Source organism: Streptomyces sp. NPDC033174 (assembly GCF_055577795.1).
The window spans coordinates 599,174-615,123 of record NZ_JBVIPQ010000005.1 but is presented as its reverse complement, the minus strand read 5'-3'; the positions used below and the strand labels follow the sequence as shown (position 1 = coordinate 615,123).

The 15,950-nt window shown below is 72.0% G+C and carries 14 protein-coding genes, 1 tRNA gene and 2 pseudogenes; 8 read left to right on the top strand and 9 right to left on the bottom strand.

Going from position 1 to position 15,950, the window contains the following annotated elements:
• Positions 1-47: 47 nt before the first annotated feature.
• A complete protein-coding gene (locus ACZ5VC_RS19630; RefSeq protein ID WP_469121274.1) occupies positions 48-284 on the bottom strand; it encodes a DUF397 domain-containing protein in 237 nt (78 codons plus the stop codon).
• A complete protein-coding gene (locus ACZ5VC_RS19625; RefSeq protein ID WP_469121273.1) occupies positions 285-1,148 on the bottom strand; it encodes a helix-turn-helix domain-containing protein in 864 nt (287 codons plus the stop codon).
• 220 nt (positions 1,149-1,368) lie between these two features.
• Here ACZ5VC_RS19625 and ACZ5VC_RS19620 point away from each other — a divergent pair, with 220 nt between their 5' ends.
• The 6 genes from ACZ5VC_RS19620 (at position 1,369) to ACZ5VC_RS19595 (ending at position 5,876) form a co-directional block, all read left to right on the top strand.
• A complete protein-coding gene (locus tag ACZ5VC_RS19620) occupies positions 1,369-1,890 on the top strand; it encodes an ATP-binding protein (RefSeq protein WP_469121272.1) in 522 nt (173 codons plus the stop codon).
• 5 nt (positions 1,891-1,895) lie between these two features.
• Positions 1,896-2,345: a hypothetical protein gene (locus ACZ5VC_RS19615; protein ID WP_469121271.1), complete on the top strand. Its 450-nt coding sequence runs from the start codon at positions 1,896-1,898 to the stop codon at positions 2,343-2,345.
• 137 nt (positions 2,346-2,482) lie between these two features.
• Complete coding sequence (locus tag ACZ5VC_RS19610; protein ID WP_469121270.1) at positions 2,483-3,325, top strand: metallophosphoesterase family protein; 843 nt, start codon at positions 2,483-2,485, stop codon at positions 3,323-3,325.
• 100 nt (positions 3,326-3,425) lie between these two features.
• On the top strand, positions 3,426-4,139 hold the full coding sequence (locus ACZ5VC_RS19605) for a class I SAM-dependent methyltransferase (protein WP_469121269.1): 714 nt from the start codon (positions 3,426-3,428) through the stop codon (positions 4,137-4,139).
• 204 nt (positions 4,140-4,343) lie between these two features.
• Positions 4,344-4,496: a hypothetical protein gene (locus ACZ5VC_RS19600; RefSeq protein WP_469121268.1), complete on the top strand. Its 153-nt coding sequence runs from the start codon at positions 4,344-4,346 to the stop codon at positions 4,494-4,496.
• Between the two features lie 141 nt (positions 4,497-4,637).
• Positions 4,638-5,876 carry an ROK family transcriptional regulator gene (locus ACZ5VC_RS19595; protein WP_469121267.1) on the top strand — a complete coding sequence of 413 codons (1,239 nt, stop codon included), beginning with the start codon at positions 4,638-4,640 and terminating at the stop codon, positions 5,874-5,876.
• Between the two features lie 15 nt (positions 5,877-5,891).
• Here ACZ5VC_RS19595 and xylA read toward each other — a convergent pair whose 3' ends face one another.
• Positions 5,892-7,061, bottom strand: a complete 1,170-nt coding sequence (xylA, locus tag ACZ5VC_RS19590) for a xylose isomerase (protein WP_469121266.1) — start codon at positions 7,059-7,061, stop codon at positions 5,892-5,894.
• A gap of 143 nt (positions 7,062-7,204) precedes the next feature.
• On the opposite strand from xylA, the gene xylB reads away from it, so the two are divergent.
• Both xylB and ACZ5VC_RS19580 read left to right on the top strand, forming a co-directional pair.
• The gene (gene xylB, locus ACZ5VC_RS19585) at positions 7,205-8,698 is read left to right on the top strand and encodes a xylulokinase (protein WP_469121265.1); all 1,494 of its coding nucleotides are present in this window, start codon (positions 7,205-7,207) and stop codon (positions 8,696-8,698) included.
• A gap of 145 nt (positions 8,699-8,843) precedes the next feature.
• Positions 8,844-9,257 carry an SRPBCC family protein gene (locus tag ACZ5VC_RS19580; RefSeq protein ID WP_469121264.1) on the top strand — a complete coding sequence of 138 codons (414 nt, stop codon included), beginning with the start codon at positions 8,844-8,846 and terminating at the stop codon, positions 9,255-9,257.
• A gap of 54 nt (positions 9,258-9,311) precedes the next feature.
• On the opposite strand, the gene ACZ5VC_RS19575 is transcribed toward ACZ5VC_RS19580, so the two are convergent.
• The 6 genes and pseudogenes from ACZ5VC_RS19575 to ACZ5VC_RS19550 all read right to left on the bottom strand — a co-directional run bounded on the left by ACZ5VC_RS19575 (position 9,312) and on the right by ACZ5VC_RS19550 (position 15,902).
• Positions 9,312-10,544, bottom strand: coding sequence for an FUSC family protein (locus tag ACZ5VC_RS19575; protein ID WP_469121263.1), 1,233 nt, complete (start codon positions 10,542-10,544; stop codon positions 9,312-9,314).
• A gap of 324 nt (positions 10,545-10,868) precedes the next feature.
• Positions 10,869-12,197: a hypothetical protein gene (locus tag ACZ5VC_RS19570; protein ID WP_469121262.1), complete on the bottom strand. Its 1,329-nt coding sequence runs from the start codon at positions 12,195-12,197 to the stop codon at positions 10,869-10,871.
• A gap of 187 nt (positions 12,198-12,384) precedes the next feature.
• Positions 12,385-12,472 (bottom strand) — tRNA-Leu (locus ACZ5VC_RS19565).
• Positions 12,473-12,641: 169 nt separating this feature from the next.
• Positions 12,642-14,212: pseudogene (locus tag ACZ5VC_RS19560) on the bottom strand (aldehyde dehydrogenase family protein).
• A gap of 119 nt (positions 14,213-14,331) precedes the next feature.
• Positions 14,332-14,603 (bottom strand): annotated as a pseudogene (locus ACZ5VC_RS19555) (succinate--CoA ligase subunit alpha); the annotation flags it as partial.
• Between the two features lie 234 nt (positions 14,604-14,837).
• Positions 14,838-15,902: a sugar phosphate isomerase/epimerase family protein gene (locus ACZ5VC_RS19550; RefSeq protein ID WP_469121261.1), complete on the bottom strand. Its 1,065-nt coding sequence runs from the start codon at positions 15,900-15,902 to the stop codon at positions 14,838-14,840.
• Between the last annotated feature and the right edge of the window lie 48 nt (positions 15,903-15,950).

Here is a 15,950-nt window from a genome sequence, read left to right as displayed (position 1 = left end):
CTGTTACATGTAGATGCGTACGTGACGGCGGGTACCCAGGGGAAGGGTCAGGTGAGCAGGAAGTCCGCCTGTCCGGATTTGGCCCCCTGGATGAACGCCGCGATCTCGCCGTGCGTGTAGATCAGCGCGGGGCCGTCGGGGTCGGCCGACTGCCGCACGGCGACTCTGCCGTCGGCCAGCTTCATGGCCTCGACGCAGGTGCCGCCGTTGCCGCCGCTCCACGGCTTGTGCCAGCCCTCGGCACCGAGCTCCGCGGCCGGCATGCCGTTGTATATGCGATCCATTCACAGCTCCTCGCGGAGACCCCTGAGGATCTCCTTCGTGCGTTGTGCAGTCGCGGCCTGGGCCGCCATCCGGTCCATCACCTCGAGGTGGGAGGCGACCTCGGGGCGCGCGTCGAGGTAGACGGCGCCGGTGAGGTATTCGCTGTAGACCATGTCCGGGAGTTCGGGCATGGCGAAGCGGAAGAGAACGAACGGTCCGTAGGTGCCGGGATGGTGTCCCGTGGCGAACTCCGCGATCTGCAGCGTGACATGGGGCAGCTCGGCCGCCTCGATCAGGCGGTCGAGCTGTCCGCGCATGACGTCGGGGCCGCGGCCGACCGGGCGGCGCAGCACCGTCTCGTCCATGATGACCCAGAGCTTGGGCGCGTCGTCCCTGGTCAGCAGGGACTGCCGTTCCATGCGCAGCGCGACGTGCCGCTCGACGTCCTCGGCCCGGCTGTCGCCGACGGCACCGCTGCGCAGGATGGCGCGCGCGTAGTCCTCGGTCTGCAGGAGACCGGGAACGAAGTGCGGTTCGTACGCCCGGATGAGGCTCGCGGCCCCCTCCAGGCTGACGTACATGGAGAACCAGCCCGGCAGGACGTCGTGAAAGCGCTGCCACCAGCCGGGCCGGTTGGCGTCCTCCGCGAGGGCGACGAAGCCGTCGGCCTCCTCCTCCGCGACGCCGTACGCCTTGAGGAGGAGCTGGACGTAGGGAATCTTCAGCGCGACTTCCGCGGTCTCCATGCGGCGGATGGTGGCCGGGGCCACCCGGAGGACCTTCGCGGCCTCTTCCCGCCTCAGGCCGGCCCGTTCCCGCAGGTCCTGCAAACGTTTGCCTAGGACGACCTGTCCCACGGTGGGGGCGGACCGCGGCTCACTCACTCCAGACCTCCCCGACGCCCTGTTCTTGTTGTCCTCGACGGAGTCTGCCATGCGCGGGCCACTGAGGACACCGCACTCTGCAATTTTCACAGTGCCACTTGCCAAGTGTCCGTGACGGGAGGAAAGTGTTCCGGTGAACCAGTACACGCGGCTGCCGCGCACTGTCACACGAGAGGCGACGCGACGTACGGCACTGCTTCCCCACTGTTAGGAATCGGTCGTGGCTTCTGGTAATGCCCTCACACCCTGGCTCATGGACGCTCGGGCGCAGGACGGCGACGACCGGGCCACCGACCGGAATACCGACACGCGGGACTTCGCCGGGCGCATCGAGCACCACCGCCGCCGGCACTTCGCCTTCGATCTGCCCGCCCGCGCCGACGCGGTCGCCCGGGCCCGGCACCTCGCCCATGAGCGGGTCACCCTCTGGGGAGTTGTCGAGGACGTCCGCGACACCGTCACCCTGGTCGTCTCCGAACTCTTCACCAACGCCGTGATGCACACCGCCAGTCGGCGCGTCGTCTGCGAACTCCTTTCCGGAGCCGAGCAGTTGCGTATAGCGGTACGGGACGAGGGCGGCCCGGCCGGTCCGCATCTGCGCCTCGGCGGCGAGGAGGAGCGGGGCCGCGGGCTGCTGCTCGTGGACGCGCTGTGCAGCGCCTGGGGAGCGCACCACACCGGCCACGGGGCGGGCCGCACCGTATGGGCCGAGCTGGCCCACGGGCTGGAGGAGCCGTGCTGAGGTCCATGGCGACCCTGCTGTCGCCCCGGGCCCGGCGCATGCACGAGACTCCCGACCGACCGTCCGGACGGGCCCTCGATCACGCCTCCGACCTGGGCGAAGTCCGCCTTGCGCTGCCCTCTGGCCTGAGGGCCTCGCTCGGGGCCGACGCGGTCGGCGTGCCCGCGCGGCACGGTTTCCGGGTGCTCTCCCGGCTGCCCGCCAACGGCTGCGTCTACGCGGACAGCGACTGGTGGTGGTGGATCGTCCCGGCGGGCTCCGACGCGGACCTGATCTGGCCACTGCCCGCCTGCTACGCCCCCGGCGCGTACGTCCCGGACCGCCGCCCCCGCCTGATCCACCGGCCCGACGGCACCTCGCCGTACACCCCGCCGATCCCGCTCTATCTCCTGACCTGCCAGCTCACCGGCATCGCCCCGGCCTGGACCGTGCCCCCGGTACGCAGCTCACTCTGAGCCCCGCCGCGCGAACCCGACGCCTCCTCGACCCTCTCCCCCGTCCTCGCTCGGGACAGCGAGTGACCGGGCGTCGCTAGTGTGACGGCACACGGCTCCGCGCGAGCCGAGCCGGGCAAGGGAGGGGGACGACAGCCATGGGCAGCCTGCTCGCGGTGAGTGACCTGCACATCGGACACCCGGACAACCGGCGGATCGTCGAGTCCATGAGGCCCACCGACGACACCGACTGGCTGCTGGTCGCCGGCGATGTCGGTGAGCTCATGGAGGACATCGAATGGGCTCTGCGCACACTCGCCTCCCGGTTCGCCACGGTGGTCTGGGCGCCCGGCAACCATGAGCTGTGGACGCACCCGAGCGACCCGGTGACCCTGCGCGGCGAGGAGCGCTACCGCCACCTGGTGGAGCTGTGCCGTGGTCTCGGGGTGGTCACACCGGAGGACCCCTACCCGGTGTGGGAGCGCCCGGACGGCCCGCCGGTCACGGTGGCTCCGCTGTTCCTCCTCTACGACTACTCCTTCCGCCCGGACGGTACGGCGACGAAGGAGGAGGCGCTGGCCCTGGCGCACACCAACGGCATCGTCTGCACCGACGAGTACCTGCTCCACCCGGACCCGCTGCCGACCCGCGACGACTGGTGCCGCGCCAGGGTGGCCTCGACCGAACAGCGTCTCGTCGCCCTGGAGTTGGGGCCCGAGGAGCGTCTGGTCCTGGTCAACCACTATCCGCTGGTGCGGGAGCCGACGCGCGTCCTGCGTCATCCCGAGTTCGCACAGTGGTGCGGCACCGAGCTGACGGCGGACTGGCACCGCCGGTTCCCCGTCGAGGTGATGGTGTACGGGCACCTGCACATCCCCCGTACGACATGGCACGACGGGGTGCGCTTCGAGGAGGTGTCGGTCGGCTATCCACGCGAGTGGCGGGCGCGGCCGTCCCCCGGGCCATGGCCGAGGGCGGTACTGCCGGCCGTCCGCCGGTGACCCGCTGCCTGCGGTCCGGCGGGGCCACCGCGCCGGCCGCGGCCGGCGCCGGGTCCGCCGCTGCGGCCGACTCTCCCCTTGCCCGGTTACGCTGACACCGATGTTCACCCCACAGGGCCCCACCGTCCGCGAGCTCGCCGTCCAGGCGCTGTCGTCGATCGAGCGCGGTTACGACCTGCTCGCCCCGAAGTTCGACGAGACTCCGTTCCGCACGCCGGACCGTGTCCTGGACGCGGTGGAGAACGGGCTTCGCCCGCTCGGCCCGTTCGGCAGCGGACTCGACGTCTGCTGCGGCACCGGTGCCGGCGTCGGGATGCTGCGACGGGTGTGCGACGGGCGAATCACGGGCGTCGACTTCAGCGCGGGCATGCTGGCTCGCGCCCGCACCGCGGTCCCCGAGGCCACCTGGGTCCAGGCGGACGCACGGGCGCTGCCCTTCGGTCCGGTCTTCGATCTGGCCGTGAGCTTCGGCGCGTTCGGCCATTTCCTGCCCGAGGAGCAGCCCGGCCTGTTCGCCCAGGTGTACGCGGCGCTGCGCCCCGGCGGTGTGTTCGCCTTCCCGCTGCCCGCGCCCCCGCCGGTCGGCTCGCTGCCGTACTGGGAACTCCTCGGCTTCGACGTGGCGATGCGGGTGCGCAACGCGCTGTGGCGGCCGCGTTTCGTCATGTACTACCGCACGTTCCGCCTCTCGAAGGTGCGCGCGGGGCTCACCGGGGCGGGTTTCGACGTGCGCCTGCTGCCCCTGCCCGACCTCGGCACGCGGCCGGACGGCAGCCCGCGCTGCCGTCTGGTCGTGGCCCGCAAGAGCGCCTGAGCCGGGCTCGGGGCGGGGCAGGAGCAGGAGCGGCGGCGTCTCAGCCGCCGAACGGTGTCGCCGGGAGTCCTTGGCCGATGCCCGGAAGCACCAGCCGGCATGGCGAACACGGGGTATTCACAGGCTTGTTCGCCGTGCGATGGACGTACGCGAACGATCCAGCGGGCGGAAGCCCTGGACGCCCCTGCGGGCGTAGGGTCCCGCGTGATCGAACAAGACTTCCTCCACACCACCCGGGCCTCGCGCTCGCCCCCGGTGGCCACGATCGGCACCGACCACCAGCGGGTGATCAAGGGACTGGCACTGCCGGCGGCAGTCGGCTTCGACCTCTGGAACACGCGCAAGGTCGGTACGTAGAGGAGAGCGCCGGGGGCGGAACCCGGCCGGTGAGAGGCCGGCGCGGGCCAAGGCGCCCGTGCGGGGAGCAGGTGGCCCCTTCCCGGGCGCCTGCTCCCGTGATGCGGTGGCGCGCGGCGACGGCATAGGCTCGGCGCCGACATGAACAGCAACCTCACCCCGCTCGGGCCCAAGGCCGACCGGGACTCCGTCAGACGCCACAACCTGAGCCTGGTCCTGCGCGCCGTGCACGACGAGGGCGAGGCGACACGCGCGGGCGTCGCCGGGCGGGTCGGTCTGACCCGGGCGGCCGTGTCGTCGCTGGTCGAGCAGTTGCTGGAGAGCGGTTTCCTCACCGAGTCCGGAAAGACGTTCAGCGGCCAGGCGGGCCGCCCCGGCACCGTGCTCAAGGTCGCCCGCACCGGCCCCGCGGGCATCGGCGTCGAGATCAACATCGACTATGTGACCGTATGCGTCGTCGATCTGGCCGGCACCGACCGGGTGCGGCTGACCGAGCACCGCGACAACCGGGGCACCCCGGCGGCCGAGGTACTCGGCCGTGCCGCGCGCATCGCCGCCCGGGCCGCCGCCTCGGCAGCCGAGCAGGAGCTGCGGCCCGTGGGTGTGGAACTGGCCCTTCCGGGGCTCGTCTCGGCGGGCGTCGTCCGGCAGGCGCCCAATCTGGGCTGGAGCCGGGTCCCGGCGGAGGGCGACTTCGGCCAGGCCTTCGCGGCGCTCCGCCCCGGCCACCGGCCGCTGCCGGTGAGCGCGGGAAACGAGGCCAACCTCGCCGCGCTGGCCGAACTCTGGTTCGGCGGCCTCGACGGCGTCCGCAGCTTCCTCTATCTGACCGGCGAGATCGGCGTCGGCGGCGCGATCGTCCTGGACGGTGAACTGCTGCGCGGCGCCCACGGCTTCGCGGGCGAGATAGGCCACACGGTCGTGGACCCCGAGGGCCCCGCCTGCCGCTGCGGGTCGCGGGGCTGCCTGGAGCAGTACGCGGGCCAGACGGCGCTGCTGCGGTCCGCCGGCCTCGACGAGAACGCGGGCGTCCCCGGTGTCGCCGCCCTGCGCCACCGGGCCGAGGACGGTGATCCGCGCGCGCTGTCCGCGCTGGAGCAGGCGGGGACGGTACTGGGCCGGGTCCTGTCCGGAGCCGTGAACCTGCTCGACCCGGACGCGGTCGTCCTCGGCGGCGTCTACCGCACCTTGACCCCCTGGCTCGCGGCCGGTGCCGGCCGCGAGCTGTCCGACCGGGTCGTGTCGGGTCTGTGGGCCCCGCCCTCCGACCGTCTCCGCGCCTCCTCCCGGACGGCGGACGCGGCCCGGGGCGCGGCGGCGCTGGTGGTCCGGGACGTCCTGGCGGACCCGGTGGGCTTCACGGAGCCGGCGGGAGCCTGATCGGGGCCACGAGGCCTACGCCACGCCAAGCAGGTGATCCATTGCCAGCTGGTCGAGGTGCTCGAACGCCATGCCCCGCTCCGCCGCCGCGTCGGCGTCGAAGTCCTCGTACACCGTACGGTCGGCGAGGAGCGCCGCGAGACCGTCCTGGGCGGTCGTACGGGCCAGTTCGTCGAGGCGGGCCGCGCGCAGTGCCTCATGGACGCGCGGGTCGGCGCGGAAGGCGGCCGCCCGGTCCCGCAGGATCAGGTAGTTGCGCATGCAGCCGGCGGCCGAGGCCCACACTCCCCCGGAGTCCTCGGTCCGCGGCGGCTTGAAGTCGAAGTGCCGGGGCCCTTCGTATCCGGCGGTCTCCAGCAGGTCGACCAGCCAGAACGCGGAGCGCAGATCCCCGGCGCCGAACCGCAGGTCCTGGTCGTACTTGATGCCGCTCTGGCCGTTCAGGTCGATGTGGAAGAGCTTGCCCGCCCACAGGGCCTGGGCGACCGAGTGCGTGACGTTCAGCCCCGCCATCTGTTCGTGGCCGACCTCCGGGTTCACTCCGAACAGCTCGGGCCGCTCCAGCCGTTCGATGAAGGCGAGGGCGTGGCCGACCGTGGGCAGCAGGATGTCGCCGCGCGGCTCGTTGGGCTTGGGCTCGATGGCGAAGCGCAGCTCGTAGCCCTGCTCGGTGACGTACTGGCCCAGCAGGTCGAAGGCCTCCTTCATCCGGTCGAGCGCGGTCCGTACGTCCTTGGCGGCGCCGGACTCGGCTCCTTCCCGGCCGCCCCAGGCGACGTAGGTACGGGCGCCCAGTTCGGCGGCGAGGTCGATGGTGCGCAGTGTCTTGCGCAGCGCGTAGCGGCGGACGTCCCGGTCGTTGGCGGTGAAGCCGCCGTCCTTGAAGACGGGGTGGGTGAAGAGGTTGGTGGTGGCCATCGGGACGATCAGGCCGGTGGCGTCCAGGGCCTGCCGGAACCGCTTGACGTGTGACGCGCGCTCGCTGTCCGTCGCGCCGAAAGGGATGAGGTCGTCGTCGTGGAAGGTCACACCGTACGCGCCGAGCTCGGCGAGCCGCTCGATGGACTCGACGGGGTCGCGCGGGGACCTTGTGGCGTCGCCGAAGGGGTCGCGGCCCTGCCAGCCGACGGTCCAGAGGCCGAAGCTGAAGCGGTCGGCCGGGGTGGGGGTGAAGCGCTGGGTCATCGGGACCTCCATTTGTTTTGCCTGTTAACTAATCATGCGGGCTCCGGACACACAAGAGAAACAGCCCGGACCTACCCCACCCCCTTTTGATCCCGTAATTTGTTCGAAGCACGTTCAAAATGCAGCGGAGGAAGAGGGTCGTCATGCCGTCGAACGCGGTCGTCATCGGCGTGGACAGCTCCACCCAGTCCACGAAGGCCGTCGTCACCGATGTCACGACCGGCCGCACCCTGGCCGTGGGCCGCTCCCCGCACCGGGTCACCGGCGACGCGGGCGCGCGTGAGAGCGACCCGGAGGAGTGGTGGAGTGCGCTCTGTGACGCCGTCGCCACCGGCCTGAAGGAGGCCGGGCTCCCCGGCGCCGCCGTCATCGGCATCGCGGTCGCCGGCCAGCAGCACGGACTGGTCGTCCTCGACCGGTCCGGGCGGCCGCTGCGCCCCGCGCTCCTGTGGAACGACACCCGCGCGGCCCCGCAGGCCGCCGCCCTCACCGGCGCTCTCGGCGGCCCCGCCGCCTGGGCCACCCGCACCGGCTCGGTACCGGTCGCGGCGCTGACCGCCGCCAAGTGGCGCTGGCTGTACGAGAACGAACCCGCCACCGCCGAGGCTGCGGCCGCCGTCCGGCTCCCCCACGATTTCCTCACCGAGCGCCTCACCGGCACGGCCGCAACCGATCCGGGTGACGCGTCGGGCACCGGCTGGTACGCGACCGCGACCGGGACCTACGACCCGCAGATCCTCCAACTTCTCGGCCTGGACGGCGCGTTGCTCCCGCCGGTCGCGGCCACCGGCGGCGCCCGCGTCGGCCCCCTGCGCCGCAGCACCGCCGATGAGCTCGGCCTGCCCGAAGGCATCGCCGTCGCCGCGGGCACCGGCGACAACATGGCCGCCGCCGTCGGCCTGGGCCTGGGCGCGGCGGGTCTCCTCGACCACCCGGTCCTCAGCCTCGGCACCTCCGGCACGGTCTACGCCGCCACCCGCACCCGACCCGTCTCCCCCGCGCTGTCGGGCTTCGCCGCCGCCGACGGTACGTACCTCCCGCTGGCCTGCACCCTCAACTGCACGCTCGCCATCGACACGATGGCCGCCCTGCTGGGCCTGCACCGCGACGACACGGCCCCCGGCGGCGAGGCCGTCCTCCTCCCCTATCTCGACGGCGAGCGCACCCCCGACCTCCCCACCGCCTCCGGCCTCCTCACCGGCCTGCGCCACACCACCACCCCCCAGCAGCTCCTCGGCGCCGCCTACGAAGGCGCCACCGTCACCGTCCTGCGCGCGCTCGACGATCTCCTGCGCGCCTGCGGCCTGGACGACTCCACCGCCGCCACCCGCCCGCTGCGCCTCATCGGAGGCGGCGTACGCGGGCGCACCTGGGTGGAGACGGTCCGCCGGCTCTCCGGGCGTCACCTGATCCTGCCCACGGCCGACGAGCCGGTCGCCCTCGGCGCGGCCGCGCTCGCCGCCTCGGCCGCGACGGGCGAGGACCCGGTGGCCGTCGCGACCAGCTGGCGAACGGACGCGGGCGTCGGCAAGGACCGTGAACTCCCGCCGGTCGAGCGGGACATGGAGACATGGGGCCGGGTCACCTCGGTGCTCACCCGGGCCGCCCCCGCCCTCCTGGCCGCGCCGAACGGGTGATTCCACGACCGCACGGCTTCATGTCGGCCACGCCGGGCAAGCGTTCGTCCGAACGACTCCGTGCCGAACCAGCCGGTGCCGCACGACTCCGTGCGACCCGTACGGCTTCGCGCCCAGACCGAGGATTGGTGTGGTGAGGACCCGCATGACCGAGTACGAACGCTCACGCGCAATGCCCGCCCTGCCCGAGCACGTCTTCGACCAGGCCGCCAATGTCGACCAGATGGACCAGTGGCTGCCCCGGGAACTGCATGTGCGCGCCGAGGAACTCCCCGCCGTGACCGTCCACGAGGACCGTTCCTCCGAGGACACCTCCGCGCTGCTGCGCGCGCAGAAGGACCAGATGCGTCTGGAGTGGGGCACGAGGGACGACGGCAGTTACGCCGGCTGGCTCCAGGTGTCGGGCATGGACAGCGGGCCCGCCGAGGTGACCGTGCATCTCTCGTTCTTCGACGAGGCCCACGACCCGGGTGAGCGGGCGGTGAACGACGCGCTCGACCGCAGCCTCTCCCGCCTGGAGGATCTGGTACGGCTCCGCGTCGACGGCGCCGCCGGCTGAAGCCCGGCCTGGAGTCCGGTCCCGACGCCAGGTCCGGAGCCCGGTCCACCGGGCTCACGTCTCGACGCCGGGCCGGGGATCGCGCTCGCTCCCGCGCAGGCGCCGCGCGACGGCGACGATCCTCGGATGGGCCTCGCCGAGCTCCGCCGCCCGCCGGTCCAGCTCCTGAGTGAGGCGCTCGGTCCGCTTGTCGACGTCCAGCTCGTCCAGGATCCGGTCGATCTCGCTCAGCAGCGCGCCGTGCAGCTGCCACTGGCGAGGATGTTCCTGTACGTCCTCCAGAAGCAGGTCCGCCACCCGGTCACGGGTGGCATGGCCGGCCTCCAGCGCCTCGGTCAGCCGCGTTTCGGCCAGCTCCGCGCCGGTCGCGATCGGTGTGGTGATGAGTGTCGCGAAGCTCTCGATGGCCTCGGCCATGTGACCGAAGAGCTCCTTCAGCCCGGCCGCCACGTCCTCGGGGAACATCGTCTCCTCGGTACGCGCCTTCGCGAGGTCGGTGAGCGTACGCATCAGCACCCGTAGCACGACGGCGCAGATCTCCAGCGTGTCCAGGCCCGTCCGCAGCACCACCCGGTTGAGCAGGCCCTGCCGTACGCGCGGATTGAGCATCAGGCTCTCCTCCGCCTGCCGCAGTGAGGCGTCGACCTCCACGATGTCGTGGTCGAGCCGCCGGGCCTCGTGCAGCCGGGCCGCCGCGTGGGAGACCGGAATGTGCCCGCCGATCTCCTCCCCCATCGCGCGCAGCATCCGGCCCATGTCGCGTGACAGGGCGCCGATGGAGGCTCCCGCCGACTGCACCCACACGGGCGGCGCGAACAGCAGGTTGAACAGCAGGCCGACTCCGGCGCCGATCAGGGTCTCGAGCACCCGGTGCCAGGCGATGGAGGCGGCCTGGGAGACACCGAGGACCAGCATGGCGCTGATCGCCACCTCCGGTACGAACTCGTCGACCCGCACCATGCGGCCGATGATCAGCGAGGTGAAGATCGTCAGCCCCAGGCTCCACCAGTTCAGACCGACCAGGGCACTGAAGCCGATGGCGATGAGGACCCCGACGATCACCGAGTTCACCCGCCGGACGCCGGTGGTGAGGGTGGCGTACAGCGTCACCTGGACGACGAGCAGCGCGGTGAGGGGAGCCGTCAGCGGTGGGGGTTCGGCGGGCAGGACGAGCAGGGCGACGACATAGGAGATGACGGCGGCGGCCGTGGAGCGCAGGGTCTGCGCCCCCACGGGCTCGGTGGTCCGCCTCACCAGCTTGATCACGGGTGCTGATACTTCCGGCATCCCATTCCCCTGCCCGATCTTGGGCCTTACCCACGTGCGTGATCGCGGAACCACCGGACGGGCCCACACGTGCGGCGTGCCGAGGGTCCGGGCCAGCTTGCCGTACGCCCGGCCGTTGAACGCGCGACACGTCCGGCGCCGCGCCGGCAGTCCACGTGTGCGGTGCGGCACGAGACGCCGCTGAACACCTCGTGAGGCGCGGGCTGTTCCTGGACAGCCTGGGGGTCTCCCTCTCCTGAGCACCGGTGAGGCCGTCCGGAATTCGCCGCCCGGACGGCCTCACCGGCCGCACCCGCCGCTCAGCCGCGCAGGCCGGCCCGTGGGTCAGCCGGTCCGGTCGTCGGCCCAGGTCGCCCGGGCCGGCACCTTCCCGGCGGGCGGGTAGTCGTTGGGCGAGTTGTCCAGGACATCCGTCCCGTCCATCGTCAGAGCGGTGGTCTCGGCTTCGTTGAAGACGCCGCCGCCTTCGGCGGTGCCGTGGGGCGCCATCGCCACATTGCTGGTGACCGAACTGTCGTGGATCGTGGTGGTGCTGCCCGCGCCGTTGAACATCCCGGCGCCGACGGAGACACCGTCCTTGGCGTTGATCGTGTTGTCCCGCAGTGCGCTGGTGTCCAGCGAAAGCTTTCCGCCGCGCGCGTTGCGGATCCCGCCGCCCAGGACCGATCCGCCGGGCGCGCTCGCCTCGTTGGCGCGGATGGCGCTCGCGTGCACCTTCAGTCCTCCCCGGTTGAGAATGCCGGCGCCGCCCGCCTCGCCCCCCGCCGAGCTGACCGTGTTCTCGCGCACGTCGAGGCGGGAGATGGTGAGGGTGCCCGTATTGGCCATGCCGCCCCCACGAGCGAAGCCCTTGGCCGTGTTCCTCGCCGTGTTGCCGACGATCGACGAAGTGGACACGTCGGCCTTGCCGAAGTTGTCGAAGCCGCCCCCGACCGCCTGCCTGCCGCCCGTGGTGGTGGTGTTGCCCATGATCACGCTGCTGCTCAGCGTGAGCGTGCCGGTGTTGTTCACACCGCCGGAGCCGGACTGTCCTTCACCGGTGTTGGTGGAGCTGTTGCCGTCGAACCGCGTACTGGTGACGGTCGCGGTCCCTTCGTTGTGCAGGCCCGCGCCCGCCACGGCGCCCTGTTCAGGGGTGCTGCCCACCGCGCTGTTGCCCGTCACCCGGCTCGCGCTCAGGGTGAGGACGCCCCTGTTGTAGATGCCTCCACCGCAGACCCGGGCGCGCATGGCCGGACAGTCGGCCGAGTCGGTGGTCCTTCCGCCGGCGATCGTGACGGCTTCCAGGGTGAGGTTGCCCTCGGCTCCCACGGAGATGACGCGGAAGTCCGGCGTCCCCTCCTGGACGGAGCGCCTGATGGTGCTCCCGTTGCCACGCACGGTGATCTCGCTGGTGATCACCGGCAGACCGTTGCCGCCGTTGTCGGGCGTGGTCAGCGTGTACGTGCACCCCCCGGCCAGCTCGAGCGTCTCGGCGTCGGCCGTGCTGTTGGCGGCCTTGATCGCGTCCACCAGCTCCGCGGCCGAGCAGCCCACCGGGACGGCGGCGGCGTACGCGAGCGGCGCGGGGAGCCCCACGGCTCCCGCGACGGCCATTCCGGTGGCGGCGGACAGAAGGACCGGGCGTTTCATCCCAGGGGTGCGCCAGAACATCAGGGGGCTCCTCATCGGCAGTGGCGCGGTCCGTACCGGCCCGGCCTGCGACATGACATGTGGCATCAGCCGACCACGGTCCGCGACCACCGACCCCTCGGCGGACCCGTTCGGGGGAGCACGTACGCCCGCCCGGGGTCTCCCGGCCCCCGAAATGCAAAAAACCCCAGATCAACTGGGGTTTTGCTGGTGTCCGAGGGGGGACTTGAACCCCCACGCCCGATAAAGGGCACTAGCACCTCAAGCTAGCGCGTCTGCCATTCCGCCACCCGGACAAGGTGTCTGCCGCTCGCGTGTGTTCCCCGCGGCGACATGGACAACTCTACCAGGGGTTCGACCTGTCCCTCACCCACATATCCGGTGGTCAGTGGGGTGTGGCCGCCTCGTGATCCCTGATGGCCCGGCCTCCCGCCACTGCCGGACCACCAGGGGATCGGCCGGGGGTCAGGGCATGAGGTGGTAGTCGGGGAAGTTGCCGGGTGCCCGCTCCCCCTCGGGGCCTTCGGTGACCGCCTTCACCAGCAGTTCGCCGCCGACGAACGCGCCGCGCCAGGAGCCGCCGAAGCCCCCGAAGAGTTCGTCGCGGTCGCCGCGGGAGCGGGGCTTTCCGTGACCGACCTTGAAGGCGCGGATCTGGGGCGCGAGGCGCTCGTAGGTGGCGTCGTCGTCGGTGGCGAGGGTGGCCACCAGGGCGCCGTTGGACGCGTTCATCGCGGCCAGGAGCTCGGCCTCCGTGTCGACCAGGACGATCGTGTCGACCGGGCCGAAGGGTTCCGCGTGGTGGAGCGGCGAGGAGGGCGGCGGGCCGAGGAGGGTGACGGGCGGCAGGTAGGCGGAGGTGTCCTGGCCGGGGAGGAAGTGGCCGTCGGCGAGGGAGCCCCGGTGCAGGGGGACGGCGCCGCGGTCGATGGCCTCCGCCACCTGGTCGCCCAGCTCCTTGGCCTTGGCCGCGTTGATGAGCGGGCCGAAGTCGAGCTCCGGGAGGGCGTCGGCCGGGTGCTCGACGGCGAGGGGGTGGCCCAGGCGGATCGAGCGTACGGCGGGGAGATAGGCGGCGAGGAAGTCGGCGAACAGCTCTCGCTGGACGACGAAGCGCGGATAGGCCGTGCACCGCTGCTTGCCGTAGTCGAACAGCTTGGGGACGACGGAGGTCAGCGAGGACCAGTCGCTGTAGTTCCAGATGCCCCAGGTGTTGAGGCCCTCCTGTTCGAGGATGTGGCGTTTGCCGAGGTCGGCGACGGCGGTGGCGATCCGGGCGCCGGTGTCGCGGCCGCCGACGAAGGAGACGCAGCCGATCTCCGGTGAGCGGACGAGGGCTTCGGACAGCTCGCCGCCGCTGCCGCTGACGAGGGTGACCGGGATTCCCTCGCGGGCGGCGAGGGCCGAGGCCAGGGTGAGACAGGCGAGGCCGCCGTCGGTGGGGGTCTTGGCGATGACCGCGTTCCCGGCCAGCGCCTGGACGAGCATGGCGTGGACGAGGACGGACATCGGGTAGTTCCAGCTGGCGATGTTGGAGACCGGGCCCGGGAGGGGCGTGCGGCCTTGGAGCATCGGGCCGATGCCGTCGACGTACCAGCGGACGCCGTCGATGGCACGGTCCACATCGGCCTGGGCCAGCCGCCAGGGCTTGCCGATCTCCCAGACGAGCAGGAGGGCGAGCAGCTCGCGGTGTTCGGTGAGGGCGTCGAGGGTGGCAGTGACGCGGGCGCGCCGCTCGGGCAGCGGGATGTGCCGCCAGGCGCGGTGCTGCTCGAGGGAGGCGCGTACCGCCTGCTGGGCGGTGGGCGCGTCGAGGCGCGGCGGGCCGCGATGGGGCTGCCGTCGACGGGGCTGGTGGCGGGGAGGGTACGTCCGTCGGGGCGCCAGCCGGCGGCCCAGAGGTTGAGGACGCGGTCGTCCCGGAAGGCTTCGGGGGCGACGGTGAGGCAGCGCTGCCAGGCGTCCGACCAGGCGGTCCCGGGCTTGAGGACGAGGCCGGGAGGCGTGGCGGGGGGTGGGGTGAGGTTGGGTGCCATGAGGGGTCTCCGCTCTCGGTGCACAGACGGGGCGGGGGTGATGGCTGGCTTCTCGTACGGGGACAGTAGTGAGCCGGGGTAGCTCGGCGGCACCGACACGGTGGGAAGTGTGGGTGACGTCACGCGCCGAGGGCGAGTTGGTCGAGGACGAGCCGGGCGGTCTCGGTGGGGGTGGGGCCGACGGGTACTCCGGCGGCTTCCAGCGCCTTCCTCTTGGCTTCGGCGGTGCCGGAGGACCCGGAGGACCCGGAGACGATCGCGCCCGCGTGGCCCATCGTCCTGCCCTCGGGAGCGGTGAAGCCGGCGATGTGACCGACGACGGGTTTGGTGATGTGGGCGGCGACATGGCCGCGGCGCGTTCTTCGGCGTCTCCGCCGATCTCGCCGATGAGGTCGGCCGTGTTGGCGGTGTTCCTCCGGGCTCCGGGACGGCCGCGTGGCCGGCATGTCGTACCCGATCCGCGGCCGATCAGCGGGGAGGTGATCCAGCTACCGGGCTTCCCCGGGGGCGGGGGGGGGGGGGGGGGGGGGGGGGGGGGGGGCAACCCCTCCCCCCCCCCCCTCTCCCCCCCCCCCCCCCCCCCCCCCCCACCCCCCCCCCCCCCCCCGCGCCGTCACTTGCGCGCTCAGCAGTCCTTCTCGCGCAGCGAGTGGAGGTGGGCGCTGGACTTGCGGGCGAACGCGAACGACTCGACGGGGTTGTCGTGTTCGGCCTGCCAGTGGTGGTCGCGGCGGCCACCGTGGGTCCTGTTCACCGCCGAGATGAATCGCTGATAGTCGATGTCTCCGTCTCCCACGTCCGACATGCGGTAGCCGTCGCGGACGGACTCGTCGCGGTCACCGTCCTTGACGTGGAACAACGGATAGCGGTGCGGCTGCCTGAGGACGTAGTCCAGAGGGTCGAACGGGGCCGGGGTCCCGTCGGCCCGCTTGCCGAACCGGAACTGGGCCACATACGCCCAGTAGATGTCCATCTCCAGATGCACCAGCTCCGGATCGGTCTCGGCGAGCAGCACGTCGTAGAGGCGCACATCGGGCCGGTCCGTGGCGAAGGAGAACTCCTCGGCATGGTTGTGCTGGTAGAACTTCATGCCGCGCTTCTTCGCCTCGGCGCCGTAGTGGTTGAACTCCTCGGCGCAGCGCTTCCAGCCGTCGACCGTCGCGCCGTAGCGCCAGGGTCCGGACGCCGTGCCGATGTGCGGCAGGCCGAGCGCCTGGGCGTCGTCGAGGACCTTGTCGAGGTTCTGGGCGAAGGTGTAGGCGCCCGGGTCCGAGGAGTAGTAGCCGACATGGCTGCCTATGCCCCGCAGACCGTGGTCGCGGGTGAGTTTCCTGAGCTGCGCGAGCGTGATCGCACCGGCGGAGCCCTGGGTGTAGCCGGCGAACTCGACCTCGTCGTAGCCGTACCGCTGGAGCTCTTGGAAGACCTTGGCGAATCCGAGGGTGGAGACCTTGTCACGCAGTGAGTAGAGCTGGATGCCGAGGCGGCCGGGAGGCAGGACGGGACGGCCGCGGCCCGTGCCGTCGTCGGCGGCGGCGGGGGCCGTGGTGGTCTTCGTGGCGGCGGCCGCGCCGGGGGCGGCGACGCCGAGGAGGGCGGCGGCGGTGGTCCCTGCGGCGACGCCCAGCATGTTCCGTCTGCTGAGCCTGTGGACGAGTTCGGCGTCGGTGCGGTCAGGTGTGCGGCTCATTGTGGATAACTCCTCGTTGTCAGTGGCGTCTGCTTCACTTGGTCGCAG

Bases quoted from the DNA above. Each gene is read 5' to 3' on its own strand.
- ACZ5VC_RS19630 (WP_469121274.1), bottom strand. From the start codon at position 284: ATGGATCGCATATACAACGGCATGCCGGCCGCGGAGCTCGGTGCCGAG.
- ACZ5VC_RS19615 (WP_469121271.1), top strand. From the start codon at position 1,896: ATGGCGACCCTGCTGTCGCCCCGGGCCCGGCGCATGCACGAGACTCCC.
- ACZ5VC_RS19610 (WP_469121270.1), top strand. From the start codon at position 2,483: ATGGGCAGCCTGCTCGCGGTGAGTGACCTGCACATCGGACACCCGGAC.
- ACZ5VC_RS19605 (WP_469121269.1), top strand. From the start codon at position 3,426: ATGTTCACCCCACAGGGCCCCACCGTCCGCGAGCTCGCCGTCCAGGCG.
- ACZ5VC_RS19595 (WP_469121267.1), top strand. From the start codon at position 4,638: ATGAACAGCAACCTCACCCCGCTCGGGCCCAAGGCCGACCGGGACTCC.
- xylA (WP_469121266.1), bottom strand. From the start codon at position 7,061: ATGACCCAGCGCTTCACCCCCACCCCGGCCGACCGCTTCAGCTTCGGC.
- xylB (WP_469121265.1), top strand. From the start codon at position 7,205: ATGCCGTCGAACGCGGTCGTCATCGGCGTGGACAGCTCCACCCAGTCC.
- ACZ5VC_RS19580 (WP_469121264.1), top strand. From the start codon at position 8,844: ATGACCGAGTACGAACGCTCACGCGCAATGCCCGCCCTGCCCGAGCAC.
- ACZ5VC_RS19575 (WP_469121263.1), bottom strand. From the start codon at position 10,544: ATGCCGGAAGTATCAGCACCCGTGATCAAGCTGGTGAGGCGGACCACC.
- ACZ5VC_RS19570 (WP_469121262.1), bottom strand. From the start codon at position 12,197: ATGTTCTGGCGCACCCCTGGGATGAAACGCCCGGTCCTTCTGTCCGCC.
- ACZ5VC_RS19550 (WP_469121261.1), bottom strand. From the start codon at position 15,902: ATGAGCCGCACACCTGACCGCACCGACGCCGAACTCGTCCACAGGCTC.